At 68.3% G+C, this 19,525-nt stretch carries 17 protein-coding genes and 1 tRNA gene; 4 read left to right on the top strand and 14 right to left on the bottom strand.

The genetic code is table 11. The features are described 5' to 3' along the window. The 3 genes from U1701_RS13940 to U1701_RS13930 are packed head-to-tail and all read left to right on the top strand — an operon-like array spanning nucleotide 1 to nucleotide 4,225. Nucleotides 1-1,983: a glycoside hydrolase family 97 protein gene (locus U1701_RS13940; protein WP_332783171.1), complete on the top strand. Its 1,983-nt coding sequence runs from the start codon at nucleotides 1-3 to the stop codon at nucleotides 1,981-1,983. Nucleotides 1,984-2,000: 17 nt separating this feature from the next. Then, nucleotides 2,001-2,768, top strand: coding sequence for a GDSL-type esterase/lipase family protein (locus U1701_RS13935; RefSeq protein WP_332783170.1), 768 nt, complete (start codon nucleotides 2,001-2,003; stop codon nucleotides 2,766-2,768). Further along, a complete protein-coding gene (locus U1701_RS13930; protein ID WP_332783169.1) occupies nucleotides 2,765-4,225 on the top strand; it encodes a carboxylesterase/lipase family protein in 1,461 nt (486 codons plus the stop codon). The genes U1701_RS13935 and U1701_RS13930 overlap by 4 nt, the downstream gene beginning before the upstream one ends. Before the next feature lie 7 nt (nucleotides 4,226-4,232). Here the strand turns inward: U1701_RS13930 and U1701_RS13925 are convergent, their stop codons facing one another. From U1701_RS13925 to U1701_RS13870, 12 genes are all read right to left on the bottom strand, one after another. Further along, nucleotides 4,233-5,129: an ROK family protein gene (locus U1701_RS13925; RefSeq protein ID WP_332783168.1), complete on the bottom strand. Its 897-nt coding sequence runs from the start codon at nucleotides 5,127-5,129 to the stop codon at nucleotides 4,233-4,235. A gap of 154 nt (nucleotides 5,130-5,283) precedes the next feature. Beyond that, the gene (locus U1701_RS13920; protein WP_332783167.1) at nucleotides 5,284-6,525 is read right to left on the bottom strand and encodes an ROK family transcriptional regulator; all 1,242 of its coding nucleotides are present in this window, start codon (nucleotides 6,523-6,525) and stop codon (nucleotides 5,284-5,286) included. A 134-nt stretch (nucleotides 6,526-6,659) separates the two neighbouring features. Then, on the bottom strand, nucleotides 6,660-7,244 hold the full coding sequence (locus U1701_RS13915) for a L,D-transpeptidase (protein ID WP_332783166.1): 585 nt from the start codon (nucleotides 7,242-7,244) through the stop codon (nucleotides 6,660-6,662). Between the two features lie 315 nt (nucleotides 7,245-7,559). Further along, a complete protein-coding gene (locus U1701_RS13910) occupies nucleotides 7,560-7,985 on the bottom strand; it encodes a response regulator transcription factor (protein ID WP_332783165.1) in 426 nt (141 codons plus the stop codon). A gap of 57 nt (nucleotides 7,986-8,042) precedes the next feature. Beyond that, a complete protein-coding gene (locus tag U1701_RS13905; protein ID WP_332783164.1) occupies nucleotides 8,043-8,417 on the bottom strand; it encodes a response regulator transcription factor in 375 nt (124 codons plus the stop codon). Between the two features lie 376 nt (nucleotides 8,418-8,793). Then, a tRNA-Glu gene (locus tag U1701_RS13900) sits at nucleotides 8,794-8,868 on the bottom strand. 47 nt (nucleotides 8,869-8,915) lie between these two features. Then, nucleotides 8,916-10,667, bottom strand: coding sequence for a single-stranded-DNA-specific exonuclease RecJ (gene recJ, locus U1701_RS13895; RefSeq protein ID WP_332783163.1), 1,752 nt, complete (start codon nucleotides 10,665-10,667; stop codon nucleotides 8,916-8,918). A gap of 215 nt (nucleotides 10,668-10,882) precedes the next feature. Next, nucleotides 10,883-11,569 carry a prolyl hydroxylase family protein gene (locus U1701_RS13890; protein ID WP_332783162.1) on the bottom strand — a complete coding sequence of 229 codons (687 nt, stop codon included), beginning with the start codon at nucleotides 11,567-11,569 and terminating at the stop codon, nucleotides 10,883-10,885. Between the two features lie 96 nt (nucleotides 11,570-11,665). Next, a complete protein-coding gene (locus U1701_RS13885) occupies nucleotides 11,666-12,607 on the bottom strand; it encodes an RcnB family protein (protein ID WP_332783161.1) in 942 nt (313 codons plus the stop codon). 92 nt (nucleotides 12,608-12,699) lie between these two features. Continuing rightward, the gene (locus U1701_RS13880; protein WP_332783160.1) at nucleotides 12,700-13,251 is read right to left on the bottom strand and encodes a (2Fe-2S)-binding protein; all 552 of its coding nucleotides are present in this window, start codon (nucleotides 13,249-13,251) and stop codon (nucleotides 12,700-12,702) included. A 125-nt stretch (nucleotides 13,252-13,376) separates the two neighbouring features. Beyond that, nucleotides 13,377-14,531, bottom strand: coding sequence for a DUF1501 domain-containing protein (locus U1701_RS13875; protein WP_332783159.1), 1,155 nt, complete (start codon nucleotides 14,529-14,531; stop codon nucleotides 13,377-13,379). A 4-nt stretch (nucleotides 14,532-14,535) separates the two neighbouring features. Continuing rightward, complete coding sequence (locus U1701_RS13870) at nucleotides 14,536-15,993, bottom strand: DUF1800 domain-containing protein (protein WP_332783158.1); 1,458 nt, start codon at nucleotides 15,991-15,993, stop codon at nucleotides 14,536-14,538. 82 nt (nucleotides 15,994-16,075) lie between these two features. Here U1701_RS13870 and U1701_RS13865 point away from each other — a divergent pair, with 82 nt between their 5' ends. Further along, entirely contained in the window at nucleotides 16,076-17,701 is a 1,626-nt protein-coding gene (locus tag U1701_RS13865; RefSeq protein WP_332783157.1) for an NAD(P)/FAD-dependent oxidoreductase, read from the top strand. 142 nt (nucleotides 17,702-17,843) lie between these two features. Here the strand turns inward: U1701_RS13865 and U1701_RS13860 are convergent, their stop codons facing one another. Both U1701_RS13860 and U1701_RS13855 read right to left on the bottom strand, forming a co-directional pair. Further along, on the bottom strand, nucleotides 17,844-19,016 hold the full coding sequence (locus U1701_RS13860; protein WP_332783156.1) for an acetyl-CoA C-acetyltransferase: 1,173 nt from the start codon (nucleotides 19,014-19,016) through the stop codon (nucleotides 17,844-17,846). Beyond that, nucleotides 19,013-19,477 carry a MaoC family dehydratase gene (locus U1701_RS13855; protein WP_332783155.1) on the bottom strand — a complete coding sequence of 155 codons (465 nt, stop codon included), beginning with the start codon at nucleotides 19,475-19,477 and terminating at the stop codon, nucleotides 19,013-19,015. The genes U1701_RS13860 and U1701_RS13855 overlap by 4 nt, the downstream gene beginning before the upstream one ends. Between the last annotated feature and the right edge of the window lie 48 nt (nucleotides 19,478-19,525).

Here is a 19,525-nt window from a genome sequence, read left to right as displayed (position 1 = left end):
ATGAACCGCGTCGCCGCCGCCACGCTGCTCGCCGTCGCCCTGTTCGGCGGCGCCGCCAGCGCCACCGCGCAGCAGCACCGGCTCGCGTCGCCGGACGGGTCGGTCGTCGTGACCATCGGCCAGGACGCTGTGAGCAAGGGGCCCACCTATGCCGTCGCGCTGCACGGGCGCCCCGTGATCGGTACCTCGGCGCTCGGCCTCGCGTTCGAAGCGTACAAGAAACTCGGGCCCGACACGCAGGTCGTCGGCGCGACGCCGCGCAGCGCGGACACCCGCTATCGGCTGATCGCCGGCAAGGCGTCGCGCGCGCGGGATCACTATAACGAACTCGTCTTGTCGCTCGCCGAGACCGGCGGCGCGCACCGCAAGCTCGACATCATCTTCCGCGCCTATGACGACGGTGTCGCGTTTCGCTATCGCCTGCCGGTCCAGCCCGGCGTCACCGATCTGCGCCTCGCCGGTGAACTGACCGAATTCGCCTTCCCCGCCGATTACCGGTGCTGGGGGCTCAATCTCGGCCGCTTCGACACCAGCCACGAGGGTGAATATGATCCGGTGTCGAGTTCGCAGGTGCGGCCGCATCATCTGTACGAAACCCCGTTCACCTGCCGCACCGGCATCGGCGACACGAGCTTCTCGATCACCGAGGCTGACCTGCACGACTATGCCGGGGCCTATCTCACCGGGCGCGAGACGGGCGCGCTCGGCATGGCGCTGCGCCTGACGCCGCGGCTCGACGATCCCGCCATTGCCGTGAAGGCCGATCTGCGCACCACCCCGCTGACCACGCCGTGGCGCGTGGTGATGCTGGGCGAAACGCCGGGCGCGCTGATCGAATCCCCGATCCTCACCAACCTCAATCCCGCGCCCGACCGCGATTTTTCCTGGGTGAAACCGGGCAAGACGGCGTGGGACTGGTGGAATGGGCCGACGCTCAAGAGCCTGCCGGGCGGCGCGGCGATGAACGACGCCACGATCAAGCGCTACATCGATTTCGCCGCGGCCAACGCGCTGCCCTACATGCTGATCGACGAGGGCTGGTACATCAACAGCGGCGGCGGCCCGCTGGTCTATCCCGGCGCCGATATCATGACCGTCGTCCCCACGCTCGATCTGCCCGCGCTCGTCCGCTACGCCGCGCAGCGCAAGGTGGGGCTGTGGCTATGGGCCAACTGGCGCGTGCTGGACGCCAAGATGGATGCCGCGTTCGATCGCTATGCCGCGATGGGCATCAAGGGCGTCAAGGTCGATTTCATGGATCGCAGCGACCAGCAGATCGTCGAATTCTATCAGCGCATCTTCAAGGCCAGCGCCGATCACCACCTCATGCTCGATCTGCACGGGGCGTATCACCCGACCGGCGCGACTCGCACCTGGCCGCAGTTCCTGACGCAAGAAGGCGTGCTGGGCGCCGAATACAACAAATGGACCCGTCGCATCACCGCGCGCCATAACGTCACCCTGCCGTTCACGCGCGGGCTGGCCGGCCCGTATGATTACACGCCGGGCGGGTTCCGCAACGCCACGCCGGAGACGTTCCGTATCGAGCCGCAGACCCCGATGGTGCAGACCACGCGCGGTCAAGCGCTGGCCATGTACGTCGTGTTCGACAGTCCGTTCATGGGCGTGGCCGACAGTCCGGACAATTATGCCGGCGCGGCGGGGATGGCATTCCTGCGCGCTGTCCCCGCCAGTTGGGACGAGACACGGGTCGTCTCGGGCGCGATCGGCGAGCAGATCGTGATCGCGCGCCGATCCGGCCGGGACTGGTATCTCGGTGCGATGACCGACGAAGCGCCGCGGACGCTCGACGTCCCGCTCGCGTTCCTCGGCGCGGGCCGTTTCACCGCGACGATCTGGCAGGATGGCCCCACCGCTACCGATGTCGTCACCACGACGCGTATCGTTACCGCGCGCGACTCGCTCCAGCTGATATTGGCGGGATCGGGCGGCAGCGCCGTCCGCCTCGCCCGGCTCCCTTGACCCGTTAGGAACGCCCGATGACCCGCCTCCTCCTCTCCGCGCTGATGCTGTGCGTCGCCGTACCCGCGCTCGCCGCCGACCCCACGGCCGAACAGAAAGCGCAATGGGCCAAGGAAGCCGAGGAGCGGCTGCACACCGATTGGGCGTATCTGGGCCGCTACCGCGACGCCAATGCTGCCTTGCCCGCGCCCGTCGCCGGCCAGCCGCGCATCGTGTTGATCGGCGATTCGATCACGCAGGGCTGGTACGATCAGGTGCCCGCGTTCTTCTCCGCCGGGCGGATCGGCCGCGGGATCGGCGGACAGACCACGCCGCAGATGCTCGTGCGCTTCCCAGCCGACGTCATCGCGCTCAAACCCGCCGTCGTGCAGATCATGGCGGGTACCAACGACATCGCCTTCAACACCGGGCCGATGACTCCCGACGAGAGCAAGGCCAATATCCGCGCGATGACCGAATTGGCGCAGGCCAACGGCATCCGCGTCATCCTCGCGTCGATTCCGCCGGCCGACCGCTATCCCTGGCGGCCGGGCCTCGACACCGGGAGCAAGATCGTGGCGATGAACGCGTGGCTGAAATCCTATGCCGCCGCCACCGAATCGACCTACGCCGATTATTGGACGGCATTGGCCGCGCCAGGGACGCTCGGCATGCGCGACGGGCTGTCCTCGGATCACGTACATCCGACCCCCGCCGGCTATGCGGTGATGGCACCCGTGGCCGAGCGCGCGTTCAAGGCGGCGCTGGCCAAACCGGCCCCCATCCGCGCCATCATCGCACGATGATCCTGCTCGCCGCGCTGTCGCTCGCCACCGCCGTCGTTCCGACGAAGCAGGGCCCGGTGCGCGGCGAGGTGACCGCTGACGCCCGCGAGCTGTATCGCGGCATTCCCTATGCGGCAGCACCGACCGGGCCGCTGCGGTGGAAGCCGCCGCGCCCAGTGAGGCGCTGGAAAGCGGTGCGCGATGCCACGCGCTCGGCGCCCTCCTGTCCGCAGGTCGATCGGGGCTGGAACACCGCGGCGGCCAGCTATGCCAGCGAGGATTGCCTGTATCTCGAGGTCGCGACGCCCGACCGGACTCCCGCGACGCCGATGCCGGTCATGGTGTGGATCCATGGCGGTTCGAACTATGCCGGTGGCGGCGCCGGTACGATCCAATCGGGGCTGGTGCGCCACGGCGTGGTCCTCGTCAGCCTGCAATATCGTCTCGGCGCGCTCGGCTTCCTGTCGCACCCCGCGCTGACCCGCGAAGGCGGCGGCGCCTCGGGCAATTACGGGCTGATGGACCAGCAGGCGGCGCTCCGCTGGGTGCGCGACAATATCGCTGCGTTCGGTGGCGATCCCGGCAACGTTACCTTGTTCGGCGAGAGCGCGGGGGCGATGGATGTCGGGCTGCACCTGCTGAGCCCCGGTTCGCGCGGGCTGTTCGCCAAGGCGATCGAGGAAAGCGGCACGCCCGGGTTCGGCACACCGCCGCGCAGCCTGGCCGAGAACGAACGGCTCGGCACGCTGATCGCCGCGCAAGCCGGGATCGCGCAGACCGCGGCGGCGCTCCGCGCGCTGCCGGTCGCGCAGCTCATCGCCGCGACCGAGGCGGTCGCGGTGCCCGGCCTGGCGGACAAGAGTTTCATCTGGCTGCAGGCGATCGTCGACGGCCGCGTGCTGCCCGACACGCCGGAGGTCTTGCTGTCGGGCACCGACAACCCCGCGCCGCTGATCGTCGGCAGCAACGCACGCGAGCTGACCCTGCACGGCGGCGTGACGCGCGCGGGCGAGGCGACCGCCGCGGCGTTCCCGGCCAACCCCGCCGCGGCGCGCAAGGCTTATGGTCTCGACGGCATTCCGGCCGCCGATCCGCGCATGGGCGACCTCGACCTGATCCTGTCCAACGACATCAACTTCCGCTGCCCGGCGACCACGCTCGCCGCGGCGCGCGCGCGCGCGGGGCGGGCGGTCTGGCACTATCACTTCGATTACACCGGGCCCGACGGCAAGCCCGTCACGCACGGCAGCGAAATCCGCTATGTGATGGCCGGTACCGACGAATTCGAGCCCGGTGCGCCGCCGATGCAGGCCTATTGGCTCGCCTTCGCGCGCACCGGCGATCCCAACGCGCCCGGTCTGCCACGCTGGCCGGGCTACGACCTGCGCCGCAAGGCCTATCTCGGCTTCGTCAACGGCGGCCCCCAGCCGGGCCACGACCTGCGTGGCTCCGTCTGCGACCTGCGATCCGCGCCGTGACCCTTGGTCAGGCCGGCCACAGCCGTGCGGCGCCGCGCACGCCGCTGCTGTCGCCCCATTGCGCCGGCACGATGCGTCCGTCCCATCCGTCCGAAAAGGCGTAGCGTCGGACCACGGCGGGAAGCTGCTCGTAGAGTTCGGCGACATTCGACATGCCCCCGCCGAGCACGAAACATTCGGGATCCACGATATTGGCGATCATGGCGAGTGCGCGGCCGAGCCGATCGATATAGCGATCGAGCGTCGCCAGCGCCGCCGGGTCGCCGGCGCGCGCCTGCTCCACGATCGTCGGGCCGTCCAGCGCCACGCCCGCCACCGTCTGGTGATCGCGCGCGAAGCCGGTCCCGGACACCCAGCTTTCCAGGCAGCCCTGCTGCCCGCACCAGCAGGCCGGACCAGGGAATTCCGCCGCACTCGGCCAAGGCAGCGATACATGCCCCCACTCCCCCGCGATGCCGTTGGCACCGGCGACGATGCGTCCATCGACCACCAGCCCGCCGCCGCACCCGGTGCCGACGATCACCGCAAAGGCCGACCGCGCGCCCGCCGCAGCGCCGTCAACGGCCTCGGACAGCGCCAGGCAGTTGGCGTCGTTGGCCATACGTACCGCGCGGCCGATCGCGGATTCCAGATCCTCGCGGAACCGCCGCCCGTTCAGATATACCGAGTTTGCGTTGCGCATCAGTCCGTTGCGCGGCGATACCGACCCCGGCGTGCCGATCCCGATCGTCCCCTCGGCGCCGGCTTCGGCCTCGACCGCGGCGACCAGCGCGGTCACCGCGCGTATCGCCTGGTCATAGTCGCCGGGGTTCGGCACGCGCAGTCGGCTCAGGAATTGTCCGTCATCGCCGAGCGCCGCCGCTTCGATCTTCGTCCCGCCGAAATCCAAGCCGACCTGTATCACCGTCTTCTCCCGCCACACGCCGTCAGCGTGGTGCGAGGTTCATCCGGCCCGATGGTCGCGCGCTGCGATCCCATCGTCATTCCCCCGCCCACGGTACGACACAGGGGACTTAGGCAGGAAACGGCGATTAACAAAGACAATTTGCATTAATCAATCATCCGCTGCGACCGCCCTGCATCAGGATCGCATCGGAGGGCAGGATATGGTCCAGGAACGGCAGGATCGCCGCGCCGATCGCAGGCGCGTCGTTGGACATCGTCGCACGCAACACGCGCACGGGAGACGGCAGGACGATCGACGACAACATCGCGCCGAGCCGCTCGACCAGCGCATCGACCAGCGCCGCCGGCAACCGGCCGCCGATCAGCACGGCGCCCGGATCGACCAGACAGCTGACCGCGATCAACGGCGCGATCAGCGACTGCGCGGCATCCTCGATCCAGCGCGCGACGATCGCGGCCACCGCGGGATCGTCGCCGGTCAACGCATCGACCCCGGCGACGACGCACCCCGCCGCGTCGAGCCGGGCATAGAGTGCGGACAGCGATACGGTTTGCTGGACGGTACGCCCGAACGCCTGCGGGCTCATATCGGGCATGAAGCCGATCTCGCCGCTGCGCGCACCCGCGCCGCGGAAATAGTTGCCGTCGATCACGAGCCCCCCGCCAAGGCCCGCGCTGACGAGGATGTAAAAGAAGCTCCGCAACTTCATCCCCGCGCCGAACTGCGCCTCGCCGATCGCCGCTGCCGCGGCATCATTGTCGACATGCACCGGCCACGGCACGATGCCGCCGATCATCGCGGTGATGTCGACATCGTTCCAGACCTCATAGGCGGAGGGACGATGTGGCAGGCTGACCCGCCCGAAATCGTCGGGCATCGCCACGCCGACGCCGAGCAGGCGGCGTTCGTCGATCACGTTCGCGGCGCGGATCGCCGCAATCTCCTCGACGAGCCAGGCAGCCACCTCATCGGGCATCGGAAACGCGGCTTCGCGGGTTGCGCGCGTCAGCACGGTCCCCGCCAGATCGAGCGACACGATCGAGATGTGGTCGCGATCGATGTTGATCCCGATCGAGAAGCTGCCAGCGGGATTGATGACCAGTTGCGCCGCCGGCTGTCCGCGCGCGCCCTGGCGCCGCCCCGCCTCCGCGATCAGTCCGGCATCGAGCAGCCGGCGCGTGATGTTGGCGATGGTCGGGCCGGTCAGCCCGGTTATCGCGGCGAGTTCGGTGCGGCTCGCTTCGCCGCTGACGCGGATCGCCTGGAGCACGGTACGCTGGTTATAGTCCCCCGCGCGTTCGAGGTTCGTACCCGACAGGCTGATCCCCAGCCGTGCGCCGCGGTCGACCGCGCCCGTGGTACCGGCCGTGTTACCGGCCGTGGTACCGCCCATGGTCCCGATGTCGGCTGCCTCCGGTCCCATCCCCCTGCCCCGCATGTTAGCGCTAGTTCCCGTGATCGTCCGACTTCGACAGGCTTAGTGGAGACGAAACGCCATCCGGTCAAAAATGAAATGCGGCAGTCGGTTCAATTCGCGGGCGCGGTCGCCGCGGTGGCCGTTGCGGGGCCGAACAGCCCCCCGGCCGGCCCCGTCTCCGGCAAGATGTAGACGATCCCGCTGCCGGCCTTGAACGTCGGGCGGATGAAGTCTGCGTAGAACGCATCGGAGACGTTGATGCAGCCATAGGATACGCGCCGATCGCGCGGCGACGCGCTGGCGAGACGCGCGAGACGGTCGCGTGCAGTAGCGCCGGGCGTGATGTCGGTCGCGCGGTGGATCGCGACTGCGGCGTCGTAATCGACCCAGACGACGTCGCGTCCTTCCAGATTGACGCCGATATCGGCGACGAAGCGACCGGCAGGCGTAATACGATCGGCGGGTGGAATCTGCGACAGCTTGCGATCGCCTATTCCGGGTGGCGACACGTCACCGCGCGCACGTCCGACCAGCACCGGGGACTCCGCCGTCAGCGTGCCATGACGGTCGAACAGGAACAGTCGCGCGGCAACCTTGTCGACGATCACGAACGGCAAGGCCTGGTTGTCTGCCGTCCGGACGGTCCATTCGGCAAGCGCCTGGACCTTCGCCGGTTCGCGCTGATCCGCGGGCAAGCCACCTTGGACAGGTCGGACCGGCGCCTCTGCGTAAGCCGGCGGCGCGAACAAAAGCGTTGCCGCAGTTGCGCAGAACAAGGCGGTTGTTGCCAGCCGGAGTTTAAAAGCCATTGCTGGCCGTTAGGTTAACAAAATACTAATGAACAGTGTCGAACAGACCCTTAAAGCGGCGTGTTCGTGCATAGTACGTTAACCGCATTTGTTAGGATCAAGCCAGACATCAAAGTCCCGACGAGGGTCATCGCGTCCCGCATCGCGGCGGCTGTACGCGAACCGGCATCCGCGCGCAGCGTCGTTATCGGCCTCTGAGAGTCAGCGTGCCGACCGATTGAACAAGCTGTTGTCTAAAATGCTCGCCACCTTTTGCAGGAGGACAGTCGGATCGAACGGCTTGACGAGGTAGCCATCCGCGCCAAACCCAAGCCCCTCATCGATGTTCTGTTCACTGCCGGTTGCGGTGAGCATCAGCACGGGCATCAGATACGTGTGAGGCGTTGCGCGCAGGCGCTGGAGTATTTCGATACCCTGCATGCCCGGAAGAGCGCGATCAAGGATCACGAGATCGGGCTTCTTGAACGCTATGGTGTCGTAAGCGAGCGTCCCATGCCCGATCACGCCGACAAGATACCCGGCGTTGGTCAGGAGATCTTTGACAATATCCGCCATCAGCGCGTCGTCCTCGACGTAGATGATCCGGATTAGCCGCTGCGGGGGCGGTAACGCGTCAACCTGTTGCATAATGTCGCCGATACTGAATGCTTAATGCCCAGCCTTGCGCAAGGCCGCCTCGGGAAATTATCGGCGTTTGAGACCGTCAGCTCTTTTTTTCAGAAGTTCTTCTACGCGGAACACGAGTTCGTCCGGATCAAAAGGCTTTTTCATATAGTCGTTTGCGCCCTCATACATCGCCAGGGTCTCATCGGCGTCGCTTTGTCGGCCGGTCAACATAAGGACAGGCGTATCGCAAAACTCCAATGAGTTGCGCATTTCGCGTAAGACGATAATGCCGCTCCTCGTCGGCATGTTACAATCCAGGATCACCAGATCCGGATTCTTTGCGCGAAGCACTTTCATCACATCGGTGCCGTCGCCGAGCAGGCCAACGGCGTGGCCTGCGGCGTTGAGCGCCTCGATCGCGACGTCAGCAACAAGCTCGTCGTCGTCAGCCATGATTATCCGGCCCAATGCAGCCTCCCTCTCCCTCCGGCGCGCGGAGGTACGTGATCAACCGCCGAAAAGATTACGAGGATCCCCGATATCCGCACATTGCGGTCCCGATTGTAAAAAACGCCTGTGCAAATTCCGTTTTTGCCAAGCGTTTTCAAGCAGCTTGCCTGTCGCGGGAGCGTCATACCCAAGAAAGTCTTAAGGGCTGTTCATGGTTGACCCGATCACCGCTGCGTACGCCGTCCGTGTACCAGACGCTTCCGTGATACCGCTTGGTTGGCCAATATCGGGGCAAAACCGCCGCGCGTGACCTCGACTCAGCAGCGGAAGATCCAAATCGCACGATAGGGCGGAGATCCGCCGCGTTCTGGATTGACGATGGTGACCCCTACGGGAATCGAACCCGTGCTTCAGCCGTGAAAGGGCCGCGTCCTAACCGCTAGACGAAGGGGCCTGCGTGGTGGAGGGCGACTAGGGCCCGGGGGCGCGGGCGTCAAGCCTTCAGTCGGCCCAGGCCGCATCTTCGAGGTGCAATTCCGCCGCGGGGCGCGAGGACCAGTCGTCGATCTTCGCGCGACCCGCCAGCCACAGTTTCCGATGCGGCGGCGCGCCGAGCAGCGCCTGGCCCAGCGGCGTCTCGGCGGCGCGGAACGCCATCGCCTTGATGCTGCGGCCGTCGTCGCCCGCCACCACGGTGCGGACATGGCCGTTGCCGACGATGTCCGCCTTGATCACGCGCACCGGCCCCATCGCCACGCGCGGCGCGGGCCAGCCCATGCCGTAGGGCCCGCCCGCCTCCATCGATTCGACCAGGCTCGGGTTGACGCCGCCCGCCGCGAGCACCGCGTCGAGCAGCAGCGCGCGGTCGCTCCTCGACCGGTCGACCGCGGCGGCGAGGCGCTCCTCTAGGAACTCGGCGAAAGCGGGGATCGCTGCCTCGGCGATCGTCAGCCCCGCCGCCATCGCATGCCCGCCGCCCGCGATCAGCAGGCCGTGCTCCTTCGCCGCCATCACCGCCGCGCCGAGATCGACGCCGGAGATCGAGCGGCCCGATCCCTTGCCGATGCCGTTCTCGTCGATCGCGATGACGATCGCCGGGCGGCCGAGCTTTTCCTTCAGCCGCCCGGCGACGATGCCGATCACGCCGGCGTGCCAGCCATGGCCGGAGACGACGGCGACGCGGGCGGAGCTCGAGGTCAGTAGGTCGGCGGCCTCCTGCACGCCGGTCTCGATCGCGCGGCGTTCCTCGTTCAGGCGGTCGAGCTCGGTGGCGATCGCGCGCGCCTCGTCGGGGTCGCGGGTGGTGAGCAGGCGGACGCCGAGGTCGGCGCGACCGACGCGGCCGCCGGCGTTGATCCGGGGGCCGAGCGCGAAGCCCAGGTCGGTGCAGGTCGGGCTGCGGGTCAGGCGCGACGCCTCGATCAGCGCGTTCACGCCGATGTTGCGGCGCGCGGCCATCACCTTGAGCCCCTGTGCGACGAACGCGCGGTTGAGCCCGCGTAGCTGCGCGACATCGGCGACGGTGCCGAGCGCGACGATGTCGAGCAGGTCGATCAGCTTGGGCTCGGGGCGGGTTTCGAACCAGCCGCGGGCGCGGAGCGTGCGGACCAACGCGGCAGCGGCGAGGAAGCACATGCCGACCGCGGCGAGATGCCCGTGCGCGGCGCCCTCGCCTTCGTCGAGCCGGTTGGGGTTCACCAGCGCCAGCGCGTGCGGCAGCTCGGCCGAGCATTTGTGATGGTCGATGACGATCACGTCGATGTCCGCGTCGCGGGCGGTAGCGAGCGCCTCGAACGCCTGCGCGCCGCAATCGACGGTGACGATCAGGGTGGCGCCCTCTGCCGCGAGCCGGGTCAGCGCGGCGCCCGACGGGCCGTAGCCTTCGAGCATGCGATCGGGGATATAGGGCCGTGCCTCGATCCCGAGGTCGCGCAGGACGAGCACCATCAGCGCGGCGGAGGTGGCGCCGTCGACGTCGTAGTCGCCGAAGATCGCGACCTGCTCGCCGGCCTGCACCGCGTCGGCGAGGCGGTTTGCCGCGACGTCCATGTCGCGGAAGATCGAGGGGTCGGGCATGAAGCCGCGGATCGAGGGGGCGCGGTGCGCGTCGAGATCGTCGCGTGGGCAGCCGCGGGCGAGGAGGAGCTGGGTGACAAGGTCGTCCTGGCCGAAGCCGTCGCGCTGGTCCGCCGCGAGGGCTCGCCAGCGCCAGGGTTGGCCGAGGATCGAAGAGCTTACGCCGAGTACGTTCATGAGGTCGAGGTAGGGCCTGGGGCGGGTTTGTCGAGGTTTACGGGGTAAGCTTCCCCTCCAATCCGCCGGACTCGACCGATCCACACTCGTCATCCCAGCGAAGGCTGGGATCTCCCGTGGCAGGCGCGGGACAGGAGCCGCGGGAGACCCCAGCCTGCGCTGGGGTGACGGATGTGTGGAGGGGCGGGAGAACGGCTGTGTCGCGCTGAGGGGCGCTACTTGATCCACGGCCTTTCCCGAAACCACTTCGTCACGATATACTTCACGCCTTCGATCACCGGCATGCCCTCATGCAGCGTCAGGCGATTCGGGCTGCCATCAGGGTTCATGTTGTTCCACGCCAGCAGCAGCCCGCGCTTGGGGGCGATCTTGATGCCGGCCTGCGGGAACCAGGTCGCGCCACCCTCTGGCACGTCGTTGAGATAGACCATCGCGGTCCAGGTCCGCTGGCCGCCCTGTTCCTGCATCTTGGCCCAGTAGTTTTCGGACTCGTGGAAATAATCGTGGTGCGCGCGGAAGTGCTGGCCGGGGGCGTAGCGCTGGCCCTGCATCGTCTCGCCATGCGGCAGGTCGATCCCGAGCAACGTCGCGATCGCCTCGTCGGTCGGCTGCACGTCGGGCGACCACCGGTCCATGTCGCAGCTCTCGCTGGTGCGGAAATTGCTGTCGGGCGTGTCGGACAGCAGCGTCGAGGGCCGCCGCTTCGCATCGATCATCCCGATCAGCCGCGTGCAGGTCGCGGGATCGAGGAAATTCTCGTGGTAATAGAATTGCACGGTGTTCATCGCGACGCGCTGCGCCCCGGGGGTGGCGTCGAGACGCGCGCCGACCTCGGCCCCCGCGGCCTGGCGGAGCGCGGCGGCCGGATCGGCCTTCGATTTGGTCTTGGTGAAGATACCCATGCGGTCGAACTTGCCGACGCGTGCGCGAAACGCAAGGGCCCTGCCCGTCCGTCATCCCCCCGACCGGCAGGATGACGGAGCTTTCGTGGCAGGGCGTTACCAGAAGATGTCGTACACCGTATCGACCACCTGGCCGCTGTCGAGATCGACCAGCAGCGCGTCGTTGTAATAGCGCACCCAGCGATACGGACCGTACGCCTCGGGCAGGCGATAGGTGTAGGGATCCTGGATCCAGTAGCTCTGGTTGAACAGGATGCTGCTCAGCGTGAAGCCGACCCCGAACCGGCGATAGCCATAGCCCCAGCCGCTCGGTGCGTAATAACGCGGCAGGCGATAGGCGCCGCGATTCGATGCGCGATAGTCGCTCCAGGCATAGCGATTGTCGCTCCGCCAGCCGCGGTTCCAGGCGCCGCCATTGCTGTAGCCGCCGCGGTTGGCATAGCTGCCGCGCCCATAGGCCTGGCGCGTGTCGTAGCCCCGGTTCTGGCCCCAGTTCTGGCCCCGGTTCTGGCCCCGGTTCTGATAGCTGCCCCGATTATCGAGATCGTTGCGGCCATAGGGCTGGCGGGCGTCGTAGCCGCCCTGAGCGGGGCGACCCTGAAAACCCTGGGCGCCGCGACCCTGATAGCTGCGCCCGTCCTGACGTCCGTCACGATCGGGCTGGATATCCTGGCGACCGGGGCCATCGTTGCGCCCCGCGAAGCGATCGGGACGGCCGTTCTGCCAGCCGCCGCGCTGCCCCTGGGCCGCGTTCTGCAGGTCGCCGCGCTGCGGACGACCCGCCTGCCGCTGGTACTGGACCTGGGGCTGCGCTTGCGGCTGCGCCTGGACCTGTGGCTGAGCCTGTTGTTGCGCAGGCTGTGCGCGGTCGGCGCGCGCGCCGTTCCAGCCGCCGCGATTGCCGCCCCGGTCGCCGCCGCGCTGGCCGTTCCACTGGCCGCGACCCTCGGCTTGCGGATCGGGACCGCGTTGTGCGGTCGCGGCGACCGGCACGAGTGCGGAGGCCGCCATCAGGATCTTCAGAAAGCTGCGTGTCATGCCCGTCATCCTCGACTGCCGGCGCACATTGCCGGCCCTTATGATGGACGACATGTGCACCATCCGCGTTGAGCCGAAGCTGAACCCGTTCGTCAGCGATCAGACAGCTTCGGCGCGACGAGCGCCGGAACCACCCGCGCCGCGTCGCCCGGATCGATCCCCGGGCGTGCGCCCGCGGGGATGATCTCTTCGCCCCGCGTCGCGCGGCCGGCGCGCTGGATCGCCTCGACCAGGCGCGGATAGATGCCGCAGCGACACAGGTTGGTGATGCTCGCGCGGATCAGCTCTTCGCTTGGTGCCGCGTTCTTCTTGAGCAGCACCGATGCCGCCATGATCATGCCGGGGATGCAGAAGCCGCATTGCGGCACCGATTCGGCGATGAAGGCCAGCTGGACCGCGTGGCTGCGCTCGCGCGACAGGCCCTCGATCGTGGTGACGTAGCTGCCCTCGATCGTCCCGATCGGCACCCGGCAGCTGCGCCGCGCCTGCCCGTCGACATCGACCGTGCACGCGCCGCACTGGCCGGTGCCGCAGCCAAATTTGGTGCCGGTCAGGTTCGACGCGTCGCGCAGCGCCCACAGCAAGGGCGTCGCGGGGTCGATCCGGTATTCGACCGGCTGGTTGTTCACGGTGAAGCGCGTCATGCGGGGACGGTAGGCCGCCTCTGACCCTCCGTCACCCCGGACGTGTTCCGGGGTCCACCGTTCCACGAACTCTCGGCGCTCGAATTCGCCTCCCGGTGGATGCCGGAACACGTCCGGCATGACGGTCACACCCGCAACAACCCCTCGGTGGCGCGCGCCTTGGCGCTGGCCGGGAAAAGCGCCGCCATCGTCCGCGCCGGATCGACGCCGAAATGCCCCGCGACCGCGCCGCCGATGAATGCGTCGAGCTGCGCGGTCGGGCGGATGTCGCGCGCCTCGTACAGCGACGCCGCGCTCAACCCCGGCCAGTCCGCCAGCACGCGGCCACCCTTGACGTCGCCGCCGAACAGCATCGCCGCCGCGCCGGTACCGTGGTCGGTGCCGCCGGTGCCGTTGACCGCGACCGTGCGCCCGAACTCGGTCGCGACCAGCACCATCGTGTCCGCCCAGAGCGGCCCCAGCCCGGCCTGCAGCGCGCCGATCATCGCGTCGAGCCCGGTCAGCTGCGCGGCGAGCCGCCCGCGCTGCCCGGTATGCGTGTCCCAGCCGCCGGTCTCGACCATCGCGATCCGCGCGCCATTGTCGGGCGAGAGCAGCTTCGCCGCCAGCGTGCCGGTCGCCGCGGCGTTGCGGCCGTTGTCGGCGCCGAGATCGCTGGTCAGCGCGCGCGTCGCCATCGCCTCGCTCCACAGCCCGTGCAGCTGCGTGTCGCCCTGGTACAGCAGCGCCACGCGCTGCAGCAGATCGTCCGACGCCTGGGGAAGGTTCGACGGCGCATAGGACGAAATCTCGCGCGGCCCGCGCAACGCCATCGGTACCGTCGCGGCCACCGCGATCGCGCGCGCCTGATCCGCGGGCAAGATTCCGAGCAGCCGGTTGAGCCAGCCGTCACGCACCGCATAGGCGCGGTCGCCGCCAGTCTCGAGCACGTTCTGCCCGTCGAAATGCGAGCGGTCGCGGTAGGGCGAGGCGATCGCATGCGCGAACAGCGCCTGCCCCTTGCCGTACAGCCCCGCCGCATTGGTCATCGCCGGATGCAGCGCAAAAATGGTGTCGAGCTTCGCACCGGTCGCGAAATCGGCCGCAAGGTCGCCGCGCACGCCGCCGAACGCCGGATCGCCGACCGCGCCGATCACGCCCAGGCCGTCGGCCGCGCCGCGCTGGATGATGAAGACGAAGCGCTTCGGCGTCGCGGCGCGCGCGAACGCCATGCGCGGGGCGAACGCAAACCCAAGCGTGCCGAGCGCACCGCGGGTCAGGATGGAACGACGGTCGATCATGGCGTTATCTCCGCATCATTTCGGGCGAGACCAACAGCAGCGCGAGCGCCTGCCCCGGACTTTCGGCGCGGTTGAGCGTCTGCGCGGTCGCATTGCTCAGTGCGCCGGGGAAGAGCTTCGGCGCCAGCGCACGCGCGTCGGTGCCCGCGGGGGCACGGGTCGCGAACCGCTCCGCCGCCTCGACCCGCCGCATGATCGCGTCGGGCCCCGCCCAGGTCGCGGCCAGATCGTCATAGCCGATCGGCTGGCCCGGCTTCCACACCTGCTGGCCCAGCTGGTTGGTGAGCCCGAGGATCGCGGCCGGTTGCACCGTCGCGGTGCCCAGTGCGCGCATCGCCGCGATCGTCCATTCCCACGGCGTCCGGAATTTCACCGGCGTCTCGACCCAGGCCTCGGGCGACGCGACGATCGCACGGTAGACGGTCGGCAGATCGCCGCCGGAGTCGAGAAAGGCCTTTTCCAGCCGTGCGATCATCGCGGGCGGCGGCACGTCGCCGGCGAAATGCCGCGTCAATTTGGTCGCGATATGGGTCGCGGTCGCGGGGTGGACGGCGAGGTCGGCGAGAACCGCCTGCGCTTGCGCTTCGCCCGCGGCGGCATAGCGTTTGCCGAGGATCGTCCGGTCGCCCGGCTGGTGGATCGCGGGCACGAACACGAAGTCCCCGGGCGTCGTGGCACCCCGCGGTCCGCGCCCCAACCCTGCCACCGTCCAACCCGTCATCGCGCGCGCGAATTCGGTGACGTCGCCCTGCGCGTAGCCGGTTCGCACCCCCAGAGTGTGCAGCTCGAGGATTTCGCGCGCGAGATTCTCGTTGAGGCCGACCTTGCGTTGGCCGCGTGCCGCAACGCGCAGACCGAGCGGACTGTCCGGCCCCACCGATACTGCCTGATCGAGATACAGTAGCATAGCGGGATGCCGCTCGACCGCGTTCAGCATGTCGGCGAACCGCCCAAGCACATGCGGCCGGATCGCCTCGAACTCCATCGGCCCCGCCAGCGCCACGACTTGGAGCTTGTCGATCGAGACCGCGAAATGGTTCGACCAGAACTGGACCAGCCGCTCGACGAACGGCGCGTCAGACCCGAGCGCGACGTTGGTCCGCGCGCCGACGGCGGTCGCGTAATTGGCGCGGATCGCGCGCGCGGCGACCTGCCGTGCGTCGCGCATCGCCAGCTTGTCGGCGGACATCGCCGCGGCTGCCGACGTGCCGCTCATCGTCGGATCGGGTGTCGCGGGTGCAGGCGGCGCTTGCGTTTGCTGACGGATCACCCGGCGTTCGTCCTGATACTTGACCAGCGCCGCGGCCATCGCGCGCGAATTGGGCGCCGACGCGATGCCGGCGGGCCGAGGATCGTAGCGGGCGAATTGGTCGATCAGATAGGCTTTCGGATCGCCGGCCACCCGGTCGTCGGGCCTGGCCCCGAGGCCGAAGCGGTTGAGCGCAATACTCGCGGACGCCATGGGGCATCTCCTCTCGGGCACCGCCCTACGCCGACATTGTCGCACAATTGTGCCGACGCGCATCCCGTGGCATCGCGCGGCGATGTTGCGCATCACCGAACTGAAACTGCCGATCAATCACCCGGACGAGGCGCTGCCGGCCGCGGTGTGCAAGCGGCTGCGGATCACACCGCGCGAGCTGATCCGCTACAAGGTCGCCCGCCGCGCCAACGACGCGCGCGACAAGATGGACATCCAGCTGGTCTATTCGGTCGACGTCAACGTGAAGAACGAGGCGACGGTGCTCGCAAGGTTCAAGAAGGACCGCCACGTCAATCCGACCCCCGACACGCGCTATAATTTCGTCGCGAAAGCGCCGGAGGGCGTCGACCCGCCCCGCCCGGTCGTCGTCGGCGCGGGGCCGTGCGGGCTGTTCGCCGGGCTGATCCTGGCGCAGATGGGCTTCCGCCCGATCATCGTCGATCGCGGCAAGGTGGTGCGCGAGCGGACCAAGGACACCTGGGGACTATGGCGCCGCGGCGTGCTCGATCCCGAATCCAACGTCCAGTTCGGCGAGGGCGGCGCCGGCACCTTCTCCGACGGCAAATTGTGGAGCCAGATCCAGGACCCACGCCATCTGGGGCGGAAAGTCCTGACGGAGTTCGTGAAGGCCGGCGCGCCCGAGGAAATCCTCACCGAGGCGCATCCGCATATCGGCACCTTCCGGCTCGTCACGATGGTCGAGAACATGCGCGCGACGATCGAGGCGCTGGGCGGCGAATACCGTTTCGAAAACCGTGTCGAGGATATCGACATCGCGGTCGATGCGGAGGGCGGGCGCCGCGTCGTCGGGCTGAAGATGCACAATGGCGACTATCTCGCCGCCGACCATGTCGTCCTCGCGGTCGGACACAGCGCGCGCGACACGTTCGAGATGCTCCACGCCGCGGGCGTGCATGTCGAGGCGAAACCCTTCTCGATCGGCGTGCGCATCGAACATCCGCAATCCTGGATCGACGAGGCGCGGTTCGGCCCCTGCGCGGGGCACCCCGATCTGGGTGCTGCCGCCTACAGCCTGTCGCATCATTGCAGCAACGGCCGCACCGCCTACAGCTTCTGCATGTGCCCCGGCGGCACGGTCGTCGCCGCGACGTCGGAGGAAGGCCGCGTCGCGACCAACGGCATGAGCCAATATTCACGCAACGAACGCAACGCGAATTCGGGGCTCGTCGTGGGCATCGACCCGGAGCGCGACTATCCGGGCTCTCCGCTCGCCGGCATTGCGCTGCAACGGCACTGGGAGTCGCGGGCCTATGAGGTCGGTGGCTCCAGCTATCACGCGCCGGCGCAGCGGCTGGGCGACTTCCTCGCCGGCCGCCCGTCCACGGCGCTCGGCACTGTAATCCCCTCCTACCGGCCCGGCGTGACGCCGACCAACCTCGCCGACTGCCTGCCGGAGTTCGCCGTCACCGCGCTGCGCGAGGCGCTGGTCGTGTTCGGCAAACAGATCCCCGGCTACGATCACCCCGACGCGGTCATGACCGGCATCGAGACGCGCACCTCGTCGCCGGTACGCATCACGCGCGACGACGGGTTCCAGAGCCTGAACACCGCCGGGCTGTTCCCCGCGGGCGAAGGGGCCGGCTATGCAGGCGGCATCCTCTCGGCGGCGGTTGACGGCATCAAGGTCGCCGAGGCGGTCGCGCTGAGTTTGGTCAAGACAGACTAAACCAAAAGCGGTTCCCCGGCGAAGGCCGGGGCCCAGTTGGGAAGGCCGGTGTAACGGAAGGCGGTCCTTCGTTACCTCTGTCCTCCAACTGGGCCCCGGCCTCCGCCGGGGAAGGTTATAGGGGCAAACAGCCCCCGCTAGCTCACCGCTCCAGACACATCGCGATCCCCATGCCCCCGCCGATGCACAAGGTCGCCAGCCCCCTCTTCGCATCACGTTTCTGCATCTCGTAGATCAACGTCGTCAGCACCCGCGCGCCGCTTGCGCCGATCGGGTGCCCGATCGCGATCGCGCCGCCGTTGACGTTGACCTTCGCGGCATCCCAGCCGAGCTCCTTGCCGACCGACAAGGCCTGCGCCGCGAACGCCTCGTTCGCCTCGATCAGGTCGAGGTCGCCGATCGTCCAGCCTGCCTTCTCCAACGCGCGCCGCGTCGCGGGCACGGGGCCGATTCCCATGATCGACGGATCGACGCCGGCCGATGCCCAGCTCTTGATCGTCGCGAGGATCGGCGATCCGCGCCGCTCGGCCTCGTCGCGGCTCATGATCACCAGCGCGGCGGCGCCATCGTTGAGCCCGCTGGCGTTCGCCGCGGTGACGGTGCCGTCCTTCTTGAACGCCGGACGCACGCCCGATACGCTCTCCATCGTCGCGCCGGCGCGGATATATTCGTCGTCGGCGACTACCGTGTCGCCCTTGCGACCCTTGATCGTGACCGACGCGATCTCGTCCTTGAACCGGCCGCTGCCGCGCGCGGCTTCGGCCTTGTTCTGCGACGCGACCGAAAACGCGTCCTGCTCGGCCCGCGTCACCTGATATTGCTCGGCCAAATTCTCCGCGGTGATGCCCATGTGATAACCGTTGAACACGTCCGTCAGCCCATCGCTGACCATCGTGTCGACCAGCGCCAAATTGCCCATCTTCTGCCCGGCGCGGATCGACTGGGCGTGCGCCGACATCGACATCGATTCCTGACCACCGGCGACGACGATCGTCGCGTCGCCCGCCTGGATGGCCTGGCACGCCAACGCCACCGCGCGCAGGCCCGATCCGCAGACCTGATTGACGCCCCAGGCCGGCACCTCCTTGGGCACGCCCGCCGCCATCGACGCCTGCCGCGCAGGGTTCTGCCCCTGCGCCGCGGTCAGCACCTGGCCCATGATGACCTCGGACACGTCCGCGCCCGCGACGCCCGCCTGTGCCAGCGCCGCCTCGATCGCAACGCGACCCAGTTCATGCGCCGGTGTTGCGGCGAACGCGCCGAGGAAGCTGCCGACCGGGGTACGCTTGGCGGCGGTGATAACGATATCGGTCATGCTTGGTCCTCTCGGGGTCGGCGGTGCAGCAGCGCGGTGCGCAGGCACTGGCAGACCAGTTCGTCACGCTGATTGTGGAGATCGTGACGGAACGTCACAAGCCCCGCTTCGGGGCGCGACCGGCTTTCGCGCAAGGCGGTGACTACGCTCGACGCGCGCATGGTGTCGCCAATGAACACGGGATTCGGGTGGATGAGCTTGTCGTAGCCGAGATTGGCGACGAGGGTGCCGAGCGTGGTGTCGCCGACCGACAGCCCCACCATCAGCGCGAAGGTGAAGATGCCGTTGACGAGGATGCGCCCGAACTCGCTCGCTTTCGCGGCTTCCGCATCGAGGTGCAACGGCTGCGGATTGTGCGTCATCGTCGAGAAGAGGAGGTTGTCGGTCTCGGTGACGGTCCGGCGGATCTCGTGCACCAGCGTGTCGCCGATCGTCCAGTCGTCGTAATAGCGGCCTGCCATCTCTGCTCCTTCGTTCCCCGGCGGAGGCCGGGGCCCAGTTGGGGGACT

This window comes from Sphingomonas rhamnosi (genome assembly GCF_036663615.1).
Classification (GTDB): domain Bacteria; phylum Pseudomonadota; class Alphaproteobacteria; order Sphingomonadales; family Sphingomonadaceae; genus Sphingomonas.
Note: the sequence above shows the minus strand (reverse complement) of the source record. Positions and strands in the feature narration are given on the sequence as shown.

What these genes read in the sequence shown, in the direction of transcription:
- U1701_RS13870 (WP_332783158.1), bottom strand. Translation starts at nt 15,993, where the DNA reads ATGGCGTCCGCGAGTATTGCGCTCAACCGCTTCGGCCTCGGGGCCAGG.
- U1701_RS13930 (WP_332783169.1), top strand. Translation starts at nt 2,765, where the DNA reads ATGATCCTGCTCGCCGCGCTGTCGCTCGCCACCGCCGTCGTTCCGACG.
- U1701_RS13865 (WP_332783157.1), top strand. Translation starts at nt 16,076, where the DNA reads ATGTTGCGCATCACCGAACTGAAACTGCCGATCAATCACCCGGACGAG.
- U1701_RS13885 (WP_332783161.1), bottom strand. Translation starts at nt 12,607, where the DNA reads ATGACACGCAGCTTTCTGAAGATCCTGATGGCGGCCTCCGCACTCGTG.
- U1701_RS13920 (WP_332783167.1), bottom strand. Translation starts at nt 6,525, where the DNA reads ATGGGCGGTACCACGGCCGGTAACACGGCCGGTACCACGGGCGCGGTC.
- recJ (WP_332783163.1), bottom strand. Translation starts at nt 10,667, where the DNA reads ATGAACGTACTCGGCGTAAGCTCTTCGATCCTCGGCCAACCCTGGCGC.
- U1701_RS13875 (WP_332783159.1), bottom strand. Translation starts at nt 14,531, where the DNA reads ATGATCGACCGTCGTTCCATCCTGACCCGCGGTGCGCTCGGCACGCTT.
- U1701_RS13905 (WP_332783164.1), bottom strand. Translation starts at nt 8,417, where the DNA reads ATGGCTGACGACGACGAGCTTGTTGCTGACGTCGCGATCGAGGCGCTC.
- U1701_RS13890 (WP_332783162.1), bottom strand. Translation starts at nt 11,569, where the DNA reads ATGGGTATCTTCACCAAGACCAAATCGAAGGCCGATCCGGCCGCCGCG.
- U1701_RS13935 (WP_332783170.1), top strand. Translation starts at nt 2,001, where the DNA reads ATGACCCGCCTCCTCCTCTCCGCGCTGATGCTGTGCGTCGCCGTACCC.
- U1701_RS13910 (WP_332783165.1), bottom strand. Translation starts at nt 7,985, where the DNA reads ATGCAACAGGTTGACGCGTTACCGCCCCCGCAGCGGCTAATCCGGATC.
- U1701_RS13880 (WP_332783160.1), bottom strand. Translation starts at nt 13,251, where the DNA reads ATGACGCGCTTCACCGTGAACAACCAGCCGGTCGAATACCGGATCGAC.
- U1701_RS13860 (WP_332783156.1), bottom strand. Translation starts at nt 19,016, where the DNA reads ATGACCGATATCGTTATCACCGCCGCCAAGCGTACCCCGGTCGGCAGC.
- U1701_RS13940 (WP_332783171.1), top strand. Translation starts at nt 1, where the DNA reads ATGAACCGCGTCGCCGCCGCCACGCTGCTCGCCGTCGCCCTGTTCGGC.
- U1701_RS13855 (WP_332783155.1), bottom strand. Translation starts at nt 19,477, where the DNA reads ATGGCAGGCCGCTATTACGACGACTGGACGATCGGCGACACGCTGGTG.